The organism is uncultured Pseudomonas sp. (assembly GCF_943846705.1).
GTDB lineage: Bacteria > Pseudomonadota > Gammaproteobacteria > Pseudomonadales > Pseudomonadaceae > Aquipseudomonas.
Genome location: NZ_OX044366.1, coordinates 976257 through 991988, shown reverse-complemented (window position 1 = coordinate 991988; position 15732 = coordinate 976257). Strand labels below are relative to the sequence as shown.

Genomic DNA, 15732 nt, shown 5'->3' with positions numbered 1-15732 from the left:
ACGTCGGGCTACCAAGGGATCGGCTGTCCATCCCAGCCCCAGAATGTGCCGGTTTGCTCTGGGCCGTGCCGCTCAATCTGCGCCAGCAGGCATTCGGCGGCATAGCTCGGGGTGAACAACTTGTCGGCCGGCACATTGGCCTGAAAGGGCTTCGACAACGCCGTATCGGTGGTGCCTGGGTGCAGGCTGAGTACGCAGCTGTTGCGGTTGAGCCGACTCAGCTCGATGCTGGCCGTGTGCAGCAGCTGGTTCAGCGCGGCTTTGCTGGCGCGGTAGCTGTACCAGCCGCCGAGGCGGTTGTCGCCGATCGAACCGACCCGCGCCGAGAGCGCCGCCACCGTGCACGGATGCTTTCCGCGTAACAACGGCAGTAGGTGCTTGAGTAGCAGGATGGGCGCAAAGCTGTTGCGCTCAAAGGTCGCTAGCAGCCCCTCAAGATTGAGCTGCGCCAAACCCTTCTCGGCTTTCGCGGCACCGTCCTGCAGCACCCCGACCGTGCACAGCAGCAGATGCAGGCGTGGTATCGCTGCGCGCATCTGCGCGGCCAGTTCACTTAATGCCTGCTCGTCGCATACGTCCACATCCAGGCAGTGCAACCGCGTGCCGTGCTGCGCGCCTAGCGCCTGCAACTCAGCTGACTGGCTCGCCTGGCGGGCGACAGCCCAGACCCCGGCGATATCCTTGCGCGCCAGCAGTTGCGTGGTCAGTGCCAGGCCAATGCCGCGGCTGGCCCCACAGATCAACGCAAAAGCCGGTTCTTCTAGGCGTTGCGAAAAACTCATCGAATGACTCCTGCGCGATTGCGACTATCTGTCGCGGGCAATGGCCGATCAAAGGTTGAGGAATGCCATTGAGAGGATGACAATGAAATCGTCATTCATTCGTATTTGGGATCTGCTCCTATATGACTACCGTATTGCGTTACTTCAGTTGGTTGCTGCTGCCCGTATTGGCGCTGTGCAGCCTGACTGCCATGGCCGAGCCCATTGAGGGCGCGGCGCAAGCCCTGCATCTGCTCGGTTATCTGGGCGCTGACTACCCGGCCACTGTGGCCAATGGTCAGGTTGTCGACTCCGGCGAATACCGCGAGCAACTGGAGTTTCTCACTGTACTGCAAGGGTTGCTTGTCGCGCTGCCGGCGCGGCCTGAGCAGGTTCAATTGCAGCAAGGCGTAGCCCGTCTGCGTGAGGGCATTGAGCAGCGGGTAGGCGGTGCTCAGGTGGCGCAGCAGGCGCGCCAGTTGGCCGCGACCTTGGCCGCGGCCTATGAGGTCAGTCAGGCCCCGGCGATCACCCCCGACCCCAGCCGTGGCGCACCCTTGTTCGCCCAGCATTGCAGTGTTTGTCATGGCGACAGCGGTGCGGGTGATGGGCCGGCGGGTATCGGCCTGGAGCCGCCACCGGCCAACCTGGGTGACCTGGCGCGGTTGAATCGGCTGAGTCTGTACGACCTGTTCAACACCATCGGCCTGGGCATCGACGGCACCGATATGGCGGCCTATGCCGATCAGCTGGACGATCGGCAGCGCTGGGATCTGGCCAGCTATATCGCCGGCTTTAGCGCTGCGCCTGTTGAGCAGGGCGAGTCGTTCGGCCTGGCGGCGCTAGCCGGCATGACCCCGGCCGAAGTCGCCGCCGCACAAGGCGACGCGGCCGCTGCACGGTTCCGCGTTCAGCGCGCACAGCCGCCGGCGCAGCAGCGCGGCCCGCAGCAGTTGATTGCGCACACCCAAGCGATGCTTGAGCGCAGCCTTAGTGCGTACCGCGGCGGTGAGCATGAGCAGGCCTATGACCTGTCGGTAGCCGCCTACCTGGAAGGCTTCGAACTGGTTGAAGGGGCGTTGAACAACCTCGATCCGGCGCAGCGCAAGACCACCGAGCGGGCGCTGATGGCCTATCGGCAGGCACTCCAGGATGGTCTGTCGGTGCCTCAGGCTGCGCAGCGTTTAGAGCAGGCTAAGGCCGAGCTGGTGAGTTCTGCGGCGTTGCTTGAGGGCAATGGCTTGTCGGATTCGCTGAGCTTTTTCTCCAGCCTGTTGATCCTCTTGCGTGAAGGCCTTGAGGCGATTCTGGTGCTGGCGGCGATTCTCGCGTTCTTGCGCAATACCGGCCAGCAGCAGGCGGTGCGCAGCGTGCATCTGGGCTGGGGCTTGGCTTTGCTGGTGGGTGTTGGCACCTGGGCGCTGGCTGCGTATCTGATCGACGTCAGCGGCGCTCAGCGTGAGTTGCTTGAGGGCCTTACCGCCCTGTTTGCCAGCGTCATGGTGCTCTGGCTCGGCGTGTGGATGCATGACCGCCGGCATGCGGCGGCTTGGCAGGATTACATCAAGAACAGCCTGGTTGGCGGTGGCGGTCGTTTCGGCTTCGCCGTGCTGGCGTTCTTCTCGGTCTACCGCGAGCTGTTCGAGGTCATCCTGTTCTACGAAACCCTCTGGCTACAGGCTGGGCCGCAAGGCCATGGCATGGTTCTGGCCGGCGCGGCAGCGGCCTTGGTGCTGCTGCTCGGGCTGGCTTGGGTGATCCTGCGGGGCTCGCGCAAGCTGCCTTTAGCGACTTTCTTCGGTGCTAACGCGCTGTTGCTCTGTGCGCTCTCGGTGGTATTTGCCGGGCATGGCGTGGCTGCCTTGCAAGAGGCCGGGGTGCTCGGTACGCGGCCGCTGGCGTTCTTTGAGTTCGACTGGTTGGGCATCCATGCCGATGCTTACGGCCTCTCGGCCCAGGCCGCCGCGCTGCTTGCGATTGTCTTGCTCTACGGTCGTAGCTGGCTGGGTGAGCGTCGGCGGCTGGCCGTCTAAGGCCCCAGGCGTTGCCGGCATGGCTTACCATGTCGGCTTTAGCGCCTAAGGAGAATGCTGCGCCATGCGAGTCTGGATTGATGCCGATGCCTGCCCTAAAGCGGCCAAGGATCAGGTGGTTAAATTCGCCTTGAAACGACGTTTTGAGGTGCTGCTGGTGGCCGGTCAGTCTCAGGTTAAACCGACGTACAGCTGTGTGCGCTTGATCGTGGTGCCCAGTGGCCCGGATGCTGCCGATGATTACCTGGTCGAGCATGCGCTGCCCGGCGAACTGGTGATCTGCAGTGACGTGCCGCTGGCTGATCGCCTGGTGAAAAAAGGCGTGGCGGTGCTTGATCCGCGTGGGCGTGAGTTTGATGAGCGCAATATGGGTGACAAGTTAGCGGTGCGTAACCTGTTTACCGAATTGCGTGAGGCGGGCCAGGTCGGTGGTGGTCAACCGCCGTATGGCGAACGCGACAAGCAAGCGTTCGCCAACAGCCTGGACCGTATTCTCACGCGCCTGCAGCGCCAGACCTGAGGCTTAGCCGCAGAGGTAGGTGCCGGTGCCAACCGCCACTAGGGTGCCGTCATCGCTGTGCAGCTCGCTGCGCACCACGGCCACCTTGTTACCGCTGCGCAGCAGCACGGCATTGGCGGTAAAGCGCTGGCCGCGCCCTGGGCGCAGATAGTCGATACGCAGGTCAATGGTGCCGAGCTTGGACAGCCGCGCCATGCGTTCGGCGCTGGAGAGGTGTTGGTGTTTGTCGAAAGCACCGATCAGCGCCATGGCCCCGCCGGCCACATCCAGCAGTGAGGAGATCACCCCGCCATGCAAAATGCCGTGGACGAAGTTGCCGATCAGCTCAGGCTTCATCGGCAGGTGCATGGTCACGCGCTGCGTGCTCAGCTCATCCAGCTCAATGCCGAGCATCTGGTTAAAGGGGATGCGCTGGAAGAAGCTGCTGACGGCTTGTTGCAACTCGTCGGTGAGTTCGAAAGGGCGGTTGTTCATGGGGATGCTGCCAAGGCTGAGGGATGACCAACCTGCCGCACGGCGGATGATCTGACCAGTGGCGCGGCCGGAGTGCCGCGCGCATTGGCATGATTGGCCTGATCAGTGGCTGATCAGGCCTCTGTTTCACACGGGATGGCTGAGCTCTAGGACCCGGTCAACCAGCTTGTTGATCCCCGAGGCGGCTTCGCTGATCGACTGCGCCAGCATATAGGCCGGAGTGCTGACCAGTTTGCGCTCGCTGTCTTCGACCAGCTCACTGACTTCACACTCATGATGCTGTGCGCCCATTTTGACCAGCGCGGCAGCGGTCTCATGGTCGTTGCCGATGGTGCAGATTACCCCGCTGCCAAAGATTTTTGCCGCCAGCGCCGGGGCGATGCACATCAGTCCCACCGGCTTGCCGGCGCTGACAAAGGCCTGGGTGGCGCTCAGCACGTCCGGCTGCACCGTGCAGTTGGCACCGCTGATGGCGAAGTCGGAGAGGTTCTTCGCCACGCCGAAGCCGCCGGGCATGATCAGCGCGTCGAAGTCGCCAACATGCAGCTCTTTGACGTCCTTGATCTTGCCGCGGGCGATACGCGCCGACTCGACCAGTACGTTGCGCGTCTCGTCCATCTCATCGCCGCTGTAGTGATCAACCACGTGCAACTGCGCGACATTGGGGGCGAAACACTGCACCACTGCGCCGCGCTGATCGAGGCGCAACAGGGTGATCACGCTTTCATGGATTTCCGCGCCGTCATAAACGCCACAGCCGGAAAGAATTACCGCGACTTTCTTGTTCATTAAATTCTCCTGAGTTACCAGCTGTAACCGGTTGAGTTGTGTCCCTGGCGCCTGTTAACGCTGTAGGCCCGGCGTGCAGCCGAGCGCAACCAGGCTCTGGCTGTCGCCAAATGCTACCCAGGTTGGCATGGTATGCCGCTAGGGCAGGTGCCCTGCTGCGCTAGGCTTGATTGAGCAATCCTAGCCGTTAGCCGCGTGCAGCGATATGACGTTTTATGCCCTGGGTGAAACCATGAATTACATTTTGTATGCCATACCGTTTTTCCTGGTTCTGATCGGCTTAGAGCTGCTGCTCGACCGTTGGCGCGGGGTCAGCACCTATCGCTTCTCCGATGCGCTCAACAGCCTCAGCGCAGGGCTGCTGTCGACCACTGTGGGCCTGCTGACCAAGGCCGTCGGCGTGCTCAGCTACACCCTGGCCTGGCAACAGTTGGCGTTGTTCGAGTTGCCGGCCAACAGCTGGTGGGTGTGGTTGTTGGCCTTCGTGTTCTACGACTTCTGCTATTACTGGAACCACCGTCTGGGGCATGAGCGCAATGTGCTCTGGGCCGCGCATTCGGTGCATCACCAAAGCGAGGACTACAACCTCTCCACTGCACTGCGGCAAACCAGCAGCGGGTTTATCTTCGGCTGGATCTTCTACCTGCCGATGGCCGTGGCTGGCGTGCCACCGCTGGTATTCCTGACGGTGGCGGCACTCAACCTGCTCTATCAGTTTTGGGTGCATACCCGGCATATCCCCAAGCTGGGCTGGTTTGAATGGCTGTTTATCACGCCGTCCAACCACCGCGTGCACCATGCGCAGAATACGGCGTATATGGATCGCAATTACGGCGGCGTGTTGATTCTCTGGGACCGATTGTTTGGCACCTTCCAGGAGGAGCTGGACGAGGAACCGGTGATATTCGGTGTGACCACGCCACTGGCCAGCTGGAACCCGCTGTGGGCCAATGCGCAGTTCTATGTAGCGCTGTGGCGTGATGCGCGGCGGGCTGAGTCCTGGTGGGACAAGCTGCGCATCTGGTTTATGCGCACCGGCTGGCGGCCCGCCGATGTGGCGGCCAAGTACCCGCAGAGCAAGGCGGATCTCAGTCAGTTCGTTAAATTCGAGGTGCCCTTGAACCTGGCGCAGAAAGTCTATGCCGGGGTGCAGTTCAGCCTGTATGTGCTGGGCGGTACGCTGCTGATGGGCCAGGGCGCTGAGTTGAGCCTGGCGCAGGTGCTGCTGGGCGTGGCTTGGATGGCCGTGGGGCTGTATATCATCGGCAGCTGGTTAGAGAACCGCCCCAGCGCCAAGCGCCTGGAAGTGCTGCGGTTGCTGCTGAACCTGCCGGCTGTCTGGTTGGCGCTGCAGCTGGGTTTGCTGACGGCGCAGCCGCTGCTCTGGGTGTTGTTGCTGGGTTACAGCCTGCTCAGCCTCGGCGCGCTGTTCTGGGCGCCGCGCGGGCAGGCGGTCGTGCCTGCTTAGCGGCGCGATGTAACCTGCGCAGACTCAAGCACGGTGGGCCGGCGCAGGCTGTTACAGGCTGATTGGATTCAGGTCCGAATCGGTGAGTGTGCCCGGTGCGCCTGCCACATAGCTTCGTCAGAGCCCCGGCGCTATGCTGGCTGATCTTGCGGCAAGCGGTCGCAGTGCAGTGATGCGTTGTCATACTTTGGTCATAATGGCCGCTTATAACTGTCACACTCGCCCGTCGCTACGGGCCTTGGAGTCTGCCGTGAGCTTTACCCCTGCAAGCCGCCTGTTTCCCGCCACCCGCCTGCGCCGTAATCGCCGTGATGATTTTTCCCGCCGTTTGGTGCGTGAAAACCGCCTGAGTGTCGACGACCTGATTTTGCCGGTGTTCGTCCTCGACGGCGAAAACCGCCGTGAAGCGATTGCCTCAATGCCGGGTGTCGAGCGTTTATCCATTGACCTGCTGCTCAAGGAAGCCGAGCACTGGGTGGCCTTGGGTATTCCCGCACTGGCCTTGTTCCCGGTGACGCCGCTGGAGAAGAAGTCGCTGCTGGCTGAAGAGGCCTGGAACCCGGACGGTATTGCTCAGCGCGCGATTCGTGCCCTGCGTGCCAAATTCCCCGAGTTGGGCGTGATCAGCGATGTGGCCCTGGACCCGTTTACCACTCACGGGCAGGACGGCATTCTTGATGCTGACGGCTATGTGCAGAACGACATCACCGTTGATGCGCTGGTCAAGCAGGCGCTCTCGCATGCTGATGCCGGTGCTCAGGTGGTCGCGCCGTCAGACATGATGGATGGCCGTGTGCAGGCGATTCGTGAAGCGCTGGAGCTGGCCGATCACACCAATGTGCGGATCATGGCCTACTCGGCCAAGTACGCCAGCGCCTATTACGGCCCGTTCCGCGATGCGGTGGGTTCGGCGGCCAATCTGGGCAAGGCCAACAAGGCCAGCTACCAGATGGATCCGGCCAATGGCGACGAAGCCCTGCATGAAGTGGCCGCTGACCTGGCCGAAGGTGCGGACATGGTGATGGTCAAGCCGGGTATGCCCTACTTGGATATCTTGTTCCGGGTTAAAGCGGAATTCAAAGTGCCGACCTTTGTCTATCAGGTCAGTGGTGAGTATGCCATGCACATGGCGGCTATCCAGAATGGTTGGTTGAGCGAGGCGGTGATTCTCGAATCACTGACCGCCTTCAAACGTGCGGGTGCCGATGGCATCTTGACGTATTTCGCCGTGCGCGCGGCAGAACTGCTGAAACAGGGGTAGTAACCCCTCCAGGACTTTGCAATGAACACCGAAGGACTCAGTACCCCTGAATTAGCAGACGCCCAGCCGGTCGTCGACGAGGTTTTAGCCGTGGAAACGCCTGTCGTTGAGGCTCCAGCGCCGGTTACACCAGCGCCGGTGGTGACCCACAATCTGGATGACAGCAGCCTGTATATCCACCGTGAGCTGTCGCAGATGCAATTCAATATCCGCGTGCTGGAGCAGGCGCTGGATGAGTCCTATCCGTTGCTCGAACGGCTGAAGTTCTTGCTGATTTTCTCCAGCAACCTAGATGAGTTCTTCGAGATACGCGTCGCCGGGCTGAAGAAGCAGATCACCTTCGCTCGCGAACAAGCCGCCGCCGATGGTTTGCAACCGCACCAGGCGTTGGCGCGGATTGCCGAGCTGGCGCACGAACAGGTCGAGCGCCAGTACGCGATTCTCAACGACACACTGTTCCCCGCGCTGGCCAAGCACAACGTCAACTTTATTCGCCGGCGCTTCTGGAATGCCAAGATCAAAGCCTGGGTACGGCGATATTTCCGCGATGAGATCGCGCCGATCATCACCCCGATCGGCCTTGATCCGACGCATCCGTTCCCGCTGCTGGTGAACAAGAGCCTGAACTTTATCGTCGAGCTTGAGGGGGTCGATGCCTTTGGCCGTGACTCGGGTCTGGCGATCATTCCGGCGCCGCGCTTGCTGCCGCGGGTGATCAAGGTGCCGGAAGATGTCGGTGGCCCGGGCGCCAACTACGTGTTCCTCTCGTCGATGATCCACGCGCATGCCGACGACCTGTTCCAGGGCATGAAGGTCAAGGGCTGCTACCAGTTCCGCCTGACCCGTAACGCCGACCTGTCGGTGGACACCGAGGACGTTGAAGACCTGGCCCGCGCCCTGCGTGGCGAGCTATTCAGCCGCCGTTACGGTGATGCCGTGCGTCTGGAGGTGGTCGACAGCTGCCCGCAACCGTTGCTCGACTACCTGCTCAAACAATTCAATTTGACCGAGTCCGAACTGTATCGGGTCAACGGCCCGGTCAACTTGACGCGCTTATTCAGCGTCACCGGGCTGGAGAGTCACCCGGAGTTGCAGTACACCCCGTTTACCCCGGTGATCCCCAAGCTGTTGCAGAACGCCGAGAACATTTTCAGTGTGGTCAGCAAGCAGGACATCCTCTTGCTGCACCCCTTCGAGTCGTTTACTCCGGTGGTCGATTTGCTGCGCCAGGCGGCGAAAGACCCACACGTTCTGGCGATCAAACAGACCCTGTACCGCTCCGGGGCTAACTCGGAAATTGTCGATGCGCTGGTGGACGCCGCGCGCAACGGCAAGGAAGTCACCGCAGTCATTGAGCTGCGCGCGCGTTTCGATGAGGAGTCCAACCTGGCCCTGGCCAGTCGCCTGCAAGCGGCCGGCGCGGTGGTGATCTATGGCGTGGTTGGCTTCAAGACCCACGCCAAGATGATGCTGATTCTGCGCCGTGAAAACGGCGATATCGTGCGTTACGCGCACCTTGGCACCGGTAACTACCACGCTGCCAACGCTAAGCTGTACACCGATTACAGCCTGCTCACCGCCGATGTGGCGCTGGGTGAGGACGTGTCGAAACTGTTCAGCCAGTTAATCGGCATGGGTAAGACCCTGCGCATGAAGAAGCTGCTGCATGCGCCGTTCACCTTGAAGAAGACCCTGCTCGACATGATCGCCCGCGAAACCGCGACGGCCGCCGACGGCAAACCGGCGCATATCATGGCCAAGTTCAACTCGCTAACCGATGCCAAGATCATCCGCGCGTTGTACAAGGCCAGCCAGGCCGGGGTGAAAATCGAACTGGTGGTGCGCGGCATGTGTTGCCTGCGCCCGGGCATTGCCGGGGTCTCGCACAATATTCAGGTGCGCTCGATCATTGGCCGCTTCCTCGAGCACACACGGGTGTTCTACTTCCTCAATGGCGGCGAAGAGCAAATCTACCTGTCGAGTGCCGACTGGATGGAGCGCAACCTCGACAAGCGCGTTGAGACCTGCTTCCCGGTAGAGGGCAAGAAGCTGATTTTGCGGGTCAAGAAGGAGCTGGAAAGCTACCTGAGCGACAACACCCAGGCCTGGGTGCTGCAGTCAGATGGGCGCTATGTACGCTGCAGCCCGAGCGGCAACCAGAACCCGCGCAGCGCTCAGGCGGGTTTGCTGGAGAAGCTCACCGCACCGCTGATTAGCGCGCGCTAAGCTCGATGCCGATCCGCTTGAGCCAACCGGCTTCCTGAGTGAAGTCCGCTTTGGTCAGCGGGTTGTTTTCCAGCCAGCCGTCCGGGAAGTGAATTTCCAGGCTCTGTTCGCGGGCCTTGAGCTGTACGTCAGGCATCTCATGGTTGCCGCGAATGTGGTGGAACAGGATGGCGAAGCGCAGCAGCACGCACAGGCGGATCAGCTTGATGCCCTCGGCGCCGAAGTCGGCGAATTTATCCTTGGGGATATTGCGTCGATGGCCGCGCACCAATAGGGCGAGCATCTGCTGATCTTGGCGGGAGAAACCGGCCAGGTCGGAGTGTTCAACCAGGTAGGCGCCGTGCTTGTGGTACTGATAGTGGGCGATATCCAGGCCCACCTCATGCACCTTGGCCGCCCAACTGAGCAGCTCGCGGTGCCAAACATCTTGCAGTTGCCAGTCGCGGGCGACGTTTTCCAGGGCCGCCAGGGCCTTGCTTTCAACGCGGGCAGCCTGCTCCTGATCAACGTGGTAACGCTCCATCAGCGAGCTGAGGCTGCGCTCCCGTACGTCCTCATGCTGATGGCGGCCCAGCAGGTCATACAGCACGCCTTCGCGCAGGGCGCCTTCGGAGTGGCTCATGCGCTGGATGTCGCAGGCGTCGAAGATGGCTTCAAGAATCGCCAGGCCCGCCGGGAAAATTCCCCGGCGATCGGCTTTGATGCCATCGAGATCGAGTTTTTCCGCCTCGCCAATCTTGAATAACTTGCGCTTCAGCCAGGCCATGCCCTCGGCGTTGACTTCACCGTTGCCGAGGCCGGCGGCTTGAATGGTCAAGCCAATCGCCTTGATCGTACCCGATGCACCGACCACATCTTCCCAGCCGAGGCGGCGCAGGGCGTGCTCGATGCCCATGATCTCCAAACGCGCGGCGGTGTAAGCCTGGGCGTAGCGTGCCGGGGTGATTTTGCCGTCTTTGAAAAAGCGTTGGGTAAAGCTCACACAACCCATCTGCAGGCTTTCGCGCAGTAAGGGCTCAAAACGTTGGCCGATGATGAATTCGGTGCTGCCGCCGCCAATATCGGTCACCAGGCGCTTGCCCGGCGTGTCGGCAATGCTGTGTGACACACCGAGGTAGATCAATCGGGCTTCTTCTCGGCCAGAAATTACCTCAACCGGGTGACCGAGGATTTCTTCAGCGCGGCGGATAAACTCCGCGCAGTTGCGTGCTTCACGCAGGGCGTTGGTGCCGACTACACGCACCGCGCCATCTGGCAGGGTGGCGGTCAGCTGAGCGAAGCGGCTCAGGCAATCGAGCCCTCGCTGCATGGCCGCTTCGCTGAGCAGGCGCTGCTCATCGATACCGGCGGCCAGTTGGACTTTATCGCCGAGGCGTTCGAGGATGCGGATTTCGCCGTGGTTGGCTTTGGCCAGCACCATATGGAAGCTGTTGGAGCCCAGGTCGATAGCTGCAATCAAAGGGAAAGACTCGGCAGGGGTATGCGGCATGGTAGAACAATCTCAATGCGGAACCGTGTCATCGTGCCACGATAGCCTAGCTCAGCCAACGCATACTGGTGTCGCATGCACACCTCGCGGGTGTTGTTCAGGGGGCTATGCGGCGCTATGGCGAGGCCTGCCGGCTGTCTGAATAAATTGTCATGCGAGCGCCCGAGCGGCTGATTTGTGGTCACGCCATAGAGAAGCTCAATTGTCGCCGCCTTCCTGTGTGGGGAAAGCCGGGCTATGATGTCGCCCATCTTTTGCTTCCGAACACGGAGACTTCCATGAGCGAATTCATCACCAATGTCAGCGATGCCAGCTTCGACCAAGACGTCCTGCAAGCCGAAGGGCCGGTGCTGGTCGATTACTGGGCTGAGTGGTGCGGCCCGTGCAAGATGATTGCGCCGGTACTCGATGAGATCGCCCAGGCTTACCAGGGCAAGCTGAAAGTGTGCAAACTGAACATCGATGAAAATCAGGACACCCCGCCGAAGTTCGGCGTGCGTGGTATTCCGACTCTGATGCTGTTCAAGAATGGCAATGTCGAAGCGACCAAGGTCGGCGCACTGTCCAAGTCACAACTGGCAGCCTTCCTCGACAGCAACATCTAAGTTGCGCTGAGACGTCAGTACCGGCTGAAAGCCCTGCACATTGCGGGGCTTTTTTCTGCCTGGGCGCTAGACGTGCGAATAAAACCGGTGTTACATTCGGCCTCGCTGTATTTCCTATGCAGCCCCCCTGCAAGCCGTCACCGACGCATTCCTTTCTGAATCCTTCGATACATAAGCAGGCGATCATTCGCCTTCTCAGCGGCGCGGGCTTCCAAGCTAAATAGCTTATCTTCCCTCCTTCATGAATTACGTCATTCCTATGAATCTGACCGAACTCAAGCAAAAGCCGATTACCGAACTGCTGGAACTCGCTGAACAACAAGGCCTGGAAAACATGGCCCGTTCGCGCAAGCAGGACGTGATTTTCTCCCTGTTGAAAAAACACGCTAAAAGCGGTGAGGAAATCTCCGGTGATGGCGTGCTGGAGATTCTCCAGGACGGTTTCGGCTTTCTCCGCTCTGCGGATGCCTCGTACCTCGCTGGCCCCGATGACATCTACGTCTCGCCGAGCCAGATCCGCCGCTTCAACTTGCGCACGGGCGATACCATCGTCGGCAAGATCCGCCCGCCGAAAGAAGGCGAGCGCTACTTCGCGCTGCTCAAAGTTGACACCATCAACTACGACCGCCCGGAAAACGCCAAGAACAAAATTCTCTTCGAGAACCTGACGCCGCTGTTCCCGACCAAGCGTCTGGTCATGGAAGCCGGTAATGGCTCCACCGAAGACATTACTGGTCGCGTCATCGACCTGTGTGCGCCGATCGGTAAAGGCCAGCGCGGCCTGATCGTGGCACCGCCGAAGGCCGGTAAAACCATCATGCTGCAGAATATCGCGGCCAACATCGCGCGCAACAACCCCGAGTGCCACCTGATCGTGCTGTTGATCGATGAGCGCCCGGAAGAAGTGACCGAAATGCAGCGCACCGTGCGCGGCGAAGTGGTTGCCTCGACGTTCGATGAGCCACCAACCCGCCACGTGCAGGTTGCCGAGATGGTGATCGAGAAGGCCAAGCGCCTGGTCGAGCACAAAAAGGATGTGGTCATCCTGCTCGACTCCATCACCCGTCTGGCGCGTGCCTACAACACCGTGATCCCAAGCTCTGGCAAGGTCCTCACCGGTGGTGTTGACGCTCACGCCCTAGAGAAGCCGAAACGCTTCTTCGGCGCGGCGCGGAACATCGAAGAAGGCGGTTCGCTGACCATCATCGCCACCGCGCTGGTAGAAACCGGTTCGAAGATGGATGAAGTGATCTACGAAGAGTTCAAAGGCACGGGCAACATGGAGCTGCCGCTGGACCGTCGTATCGCTGAAAAGCGTGTGTTCCCGGCCATCAACATAAACCGCGCCGGCACCCGTCGCGAAGAGTTGCTGACCGCCGATGACGAACTGCAGCGCATGTGGATTCTGCGCAAGCTGCTGCACCCGATGGATGAAATTGCCGCCATCGAGTTCCTCACCGACAAGCTGAAAGCGACCAAGACCAACGACGAGTTCTTCCAGTCGATGAAGCGCAAGTAACATAGGCGGTCTGCAAAAGCCGGGGAAACCCGGCTTTTGTGCATCTGGGGGTTACTCAACCTTCTGAAAGACCGAGTTCGGCGCTAAACTTTACGGCCCTATTGCTCGGCCCGAAACGAGGCATCTGCATGCAGTATCGTGATCTGCGCGATTTTATTCGCGGTCTGGAAGCGCGTGGTGAACTCAAGCGCATCCACACGCCGGTTTCCCCTGTGCTGGACATGACCGAAATCTGCGACCGCACCCTACGTAAAGGTGGGCCGGCGCTGCTGTTCGAAAACCCAGCAGGCTTTGATGTGCCGGTACTCGGTAATTTGTTCGGCACACCCAAGCGTGTGGCCTTGGGCATGGGTGCGGAAGAGGTCAGCGAGCTGCGTGAAATCGGCAAGCTGCTGGCCTTTCTCAAGGAACCCGAGCCGCCGAAAGGCTTGAAGGATGCCTGGAACAAGCTGCCGATCTTCCGCAAGGTGCTGGCCATGGCGCCCAAGGTCGTCAAGGACGCGCCCTGCCAGGAAGTGATCGAAGAGGGCGAGGATGTCGACCTCGGCAAGCTGCCGGTGCAGACCTGCTGGCCTGGCGACGTAGGCCCGCTGATTACCTGGGGGCTGACCATCACCAAGGGCCCGAATAAAGAGCGGCAGAACCTCGGGATCTATCGTCAGCAGGTGATTGGCCGTAATAAAGTGATCATGCGCTGGCTCAGCCACCGTGGCGGCGCTCTGGATTTCCGTGACTGGTGCGAGAAATACCCGGACCGCCCCTATCCAGTTTGTGTGGCGCTCGGCGCTGATCCCGCGACCATTCTCGGCGCGGTGACGCCGGTTCCGGACAGTCTTTCCGAATATGCCTTTGCCGGCCTGCTACGCGGCCATCGCACTGAGCTGATCAAGGCGCGCGGCAGTGACTTGCAGGTTCCGGCCAGCGCTGAGATCGTCCTCGAGGGGGTGATACATCCAGGCGAGATGGCCGATGAGGGGCCGTATGGCGACCACACCGGCTACTACAACGAGGTGGATCGCTTCCCGGTGTTTACCGTCGAGCGCATTACCCGTCGGCAAAAGCCGATTTATCACAGTACCTACACCGGTAGGCCGCCGGATGAGCCGGCGATTCTTGGCGTGGCGCTGAATGAAGTGTTCGTGCCGATTCTGCAGAAGCAGTTTCCTGAAATCACCGACTTTTACCTGCCGCCCGAGGGCTGCTCGTACCGCATGGCGGTAGTGACCATCAAGAAGCAGTATCCCGGTCACGCCAAGCGCGTGATGCTCGGGGTGTGGAGCTTCCTGCGCCAGTTTATGTACACCAAATTCGTCATCGTCACTGATGACGACATCAACGCCCGCGATTGGAATGACGTGATCTGGGCCATTACCACGCGCATGGACCCTTCGCGCGACACGGTACTGATCGACAACACGCCGATCGATTATCTGGATTTCGCCTCACCGGTCTCCGGTCTCGGCTCGAAGATGGGCCTGGATGCCACGCACAAGTGGCCAGGGGAAACCAATCGCGAATGGGGCCGCGCTATCGTTCAGGATGAAGCGGTCAAGCAGCGCGTTGATGCGCTGTGGTCTGAGTTGGGAATTGATTGATGAACGTTACCCTGAAGCCTTCAGGTGCAGTGCTGGCGGTACGAGCCGGCGAGCGCATTTTGGATGCCGCGCGGCGGCTGGGTTACGACTGCCCACAGAGCTGTCGTAACGGCAATTGCCATATCTGCGCGGCGCTGCTGGTTGAAGGGCGAGTGCAGCAAAATGGCGTTGAGCTGAACCATGGTGAGCTGTTTACCTGCCTGGCCGAGCCGCTGCAGGACTGTGTGTTGCATTGGGATGATGTGCTCGCGCCCGGTGAATTACCGGTGCGTGAGCTGGCTTGCCAGGTGGTCGGCTGCGATGAACTGGGTGGCGATGTGTTTCGCCTGCGTTTGAGCGCCCCGGCCGGTAAGGTGCCGCGTTACCACGCCGGGCAATACCTGTTGTTGCAGCGCGATGGCGATGATTATGCGGCATTTTCCCTGGCGTCGGCGCCGCAATGCGGGCGCGAGCTGGAGCTGCATGTGTTGGCCCGTGACGAGGCCACGCTCGGGCTTATTACCCAACTGCGCAGCAGCGGTTTGGTGCGGGTGAAGATGCCGTTCGGCGATACCCATCTGGCCGAGCTTCCGGATGGTCCGCTGGTGCTGATTGCCGCGGGTACGGGTATGGCGCAGATGAATAGCCTAATCGAGCACTGCCGCGCCAGCGGCTTTGCCCATCCGGTGCATCTGTACTGGGGCGCACGTCGTCCGGAGGACTTTTACGCGTTGGAGCATTGGCCACAGTGGCAGCAAATGGCCAATTTGTTTCTGCACCAAGTGGTCAGTGATCAATGCGGCTGGCAGGGGCGTTGCGGCCTGCTGCATGAAGCGGTGCGTGAAGATTTTGCCGACCTCAGTGCGTTGCACGTTTATGCCAGCGGCTCGCCGGCGATGGTTTACGCCACCCTGGATGCCTTGGTGGAGGCGGGGATGGATGCCCAGCAGATGCGTGCCGATGTGTTCGCTTACGCCCCGCGCACTTAATCAACGCAACTAAAAAGGCCGCCC

13 protein-coding genes are annotated in these 15732 nt (G+C 60.7%); 9 read left to right on the top strand and 4 right to left on the bottom strand.

Translation table 11 applies throughout. The features are described 5' to 3' along the window. Positions 1–8 precede the first annotated feature (8 nt). Positions 9–782 (bottom strand): SDR family NAD(P)-dependent oxidoreductase, encoded by a 774-nt coding sequence (locus tag Q0V31_RS04810; protein ID WP_298185029.1) that lies wholly within the window; start codon positions 780–782, stop codon positions 9–11. 122 nt (positions 783–904) lie between these two features. Between Q0V31_RS04810 and Q0V31_RS04805 the strand changes: the two genes are divergently transcribed. Together Q0V31_RS04805 and Q0V31_RS04800 are read left to right on the top strand one after the other, a co-directional pair. Further along, a complete protein-coding gene (locus Q0V31_RS04805) occupies positions 905–2794 on the top strand; it encodes a cytochrome c/FTR1 family iron permease (protein WP_298185025.1) in 1890 nt (629 codons plus the stop codon). A 64-nt stretch (positions 2795–2858) separates the two neighbouring features. Next, positions 2859–3314: a YaiI/YqxD family protein gene (locus tag Q0V31_RS04800; RefSeq protein ID WP_298185022.1), complete on the top strand. Its 456-nt coding sequence runs from the start codon at positions 2859–2861 to the stop codon at positions 3312–3314. A gap of 3 nt (positions 3315–3317) precedes the next feature. Here Q0V31_RS04800 and Q0V31_RS04795 read toward each other — a convergent pair whose 3' ends face one another. Then, on the bottom strand, positions 3318–3788 hold the full coding sequence (locus Q0V31_RS04795; protein WP_298185020.1) for a thioesterase family protein: 471 nt from the start codon (positions 3786–3788) through the stop codon (positions 3318–3320). A 126-nt stretch (positions 3789–3914) separates the two neighbouring features. Further along, the gene (gene elbB / locus Q0V31_RS04790) at positions 3915–4577 is read right to left on the bottom strand and encodes an isoprenoid biosynthesis glyoxalase ElbB (protein ID WP_298185017.1); all 663 of its coding nucleotides are present in this window, start codon (positions 4575–4577) and stop codon (positions 3915–3917) included. Between the two features lie 232 nt (positions 4578–4809). Here elbB and Q0V31_RS04785 point away from each other — a divergent pair, with 232 nt between their 5' ends. The 3 genes from Q0V31_RS04785 to ppk1 all read left to right on the top strand — a co-directional run bounded on the left by Q0V31_RS04785 (position 4810) and on the right by ppk1 (position 9532). Continuing rightward, on the top strand, positions 4810–6045 hold the full coding sequence (locus Q0V31_RS04785; protein ID WP_298185015.1) for a sterol desaturase family protein: 1236 nt from the start codon (positions 4810–4812) through the stop codon (positions 6043–6045). 250 nt (positions 6046–6295) lie between these two features. Next, positions 6296–7306 carry a porphobilinogen synthase gene (gene hemB, locus Q0V31_RS04780; RefSeq protein ID WP_298185013.1) on the top strand — a complete coding sequence of 337 codons (1011 nt, stop codon included), beginning with the start codon at positions 6296–6298 and terminating at the stop codon, positions 7304–7306. Positions 7307–7327: 21 nt separating this feature from the next. After that, positions 7328–9532: a polyphosphate kinase 1 gene (gene ppk1, locus Q0V31_RS04775; protein WP_298185011.1), complete on the top strand. Its 2205-nt coding sequence runs from the start codon at positions 7328–7330 to the stop codon at positions 9530–9532. Here the strand turns inward: ppk1 and ppx are convergent. Continuing rightward, a complete protein-coding gene (ppx, locus tag Q0V31_RS04770; protein ID WP_298185009.1) occupies positions 9519–11021 on the bottom strand; it encodes an exopolyphosphatase in 1503 nt (500 codons plus the stop codon). The genes ppk1 and ppx overlap by 14 nt on opposite strands. Positions 11022–11299: 278 nt before the next feature. On the opposite strand from ppx, the gene trxA reads away from it, so the two are divergent. The 4 genes from trxA to Q0V31_RS04750 all read left to right on the top strand — a co-directional run bounded on the left by trxA (position 11300) and on the right by Q0V31_RS04750 (position 15708). Next, positions 11300–11626: a thioredoxin TrxA gene (gene trxA, locus Q0V31_RS04765; RefSeq protein WP_298185007.1), complete on the top strand. Its 327-nt coding sequence runs from the start codon at positions 11300–11302 to the stop codon at positions 11624–11626. A gap of 259 nt (positions 11627–11885) precedes the next feature. Then, positions 11886–13145, top strand: coding sequence for a transcription termination factor Rho (gene rho / locus Q0V31_RS04760; RefSeq protein ID WP_298185004.1), 1260 nt, complete (start codon positions 11886–11888; stop codon positions 13143–13145). Positions 13146–13273: 128 nt separating this feature from the next. After that, entirely contained in the window at positions 13274–14740 is a 1467-nt protein-coding gene (gene ubiD / locus Q0V31_RS04755) for a 4-hydroxy-3-polyprenylbenzoate decarboxylase (protein ID WP_298185002.1), read from the top strand. Beyond that, positions 14740–15708, top strand: a complete 969-nt coding sequence (locus Q0V31_RS04750; protein WP_298185000.1) for a CDP-6-deoxy-delta-3,4-glucoseen reductase — start codon at positions 14740–14742, stop codon at positions 15706–15708. The genes ubiD and Q0V31_RS04750 overlap by 1 nt, the downstream gene beginning before the upstream one ends. Positions 15709–15732: the final 24 nt, after the last annotated feature.

Excerpts from the sequence above, each read along its gene's own strand:
- Q0V31_RS04810 (WP_298185029.1), bottom strand. The coding sequence starts at position 782 with ATGAGTTTTTCGCAACGCCTAGAAGAACCGGCTTTTGCGTTGATCTGT.
- Q0V31_RS04805 (WP_298185025.1), top strand. The coding sequence starts at position 905 with ATGACTACCGTATTGCGTTACTTCAGTTGGTTGCTGCTGCCCGTATTG.
- Q0V31_RS04800 (WP_298185022.1), top strand. The coding sequence starts at position 2,859 with ATGCGAGTCTGGATTGATGCCGATGCCTGCCCTAAAGCGGCCAAGGAT.
- Q0V31_RS04795 (WP_298185020.1), bottom strand. The coding sequence starts at position 3,788 with ATGAACAACCGCCCTTTCGAACTCACCGACGAGTTGCAACAAGCCGTC.
- elbB (WP_298185017.1), bottom strand. The coding sequence starts at position 4,577 with ATGAACAAGAAAGTCGCGGTAATTCTTTCCGGCTGTGGCGTTTATGAC.
- Q0V31_RS04785 (WP_298185015.1), top strand. The coding sequence starts at position 4,810 with ATGAATTACATTTTGTATGCCATACCGTTTTTCCTGGTTCTGATCGGC.
- ppk1 (WP_298185011.1), top strand. The coding sequence starts at position 7,328 with ATGAACACCGAAGGACTCAGTACCCCTGAATTAGCAGACGCCCAGCCG.
- ppx (WP_298185009.1), bottom strand. The coding sequence starts at position 11,021 with ATGCCGCATACCCCTGCCGAGTCTTTCCCTTTGATTGCAGCTATCGAC.
- trxA (WP_298185007.1), top strand. The coding sequence starts at position 11,300 with ATGAGCGAATTCATCACCAATGTCAGCGATGCCAGCTTCGACCAAGAC.
- rho (WP_298185004.1), top strand. The coding sequence starts at position 11,886 with ATGAATCTGACCGAACTCAAGCAAAAGCCGATTACCGAACTGCTGGAA.
- ubiD (WP_298185002.1), top strand. The coding sequence starts at position 13,274 with ATGCAGTATCGTGATCTGCGCGATTTTATTCGCGGTCTGGAAGCGCGT.
- Q0V31_RS04750 (WP_298185000.1), top strand. The coding sequence starts at position 14,740 with ATGAACGTTACCCTGAAGCCTTCAGGTGCAGTGCTGGCGGTACGAGCC.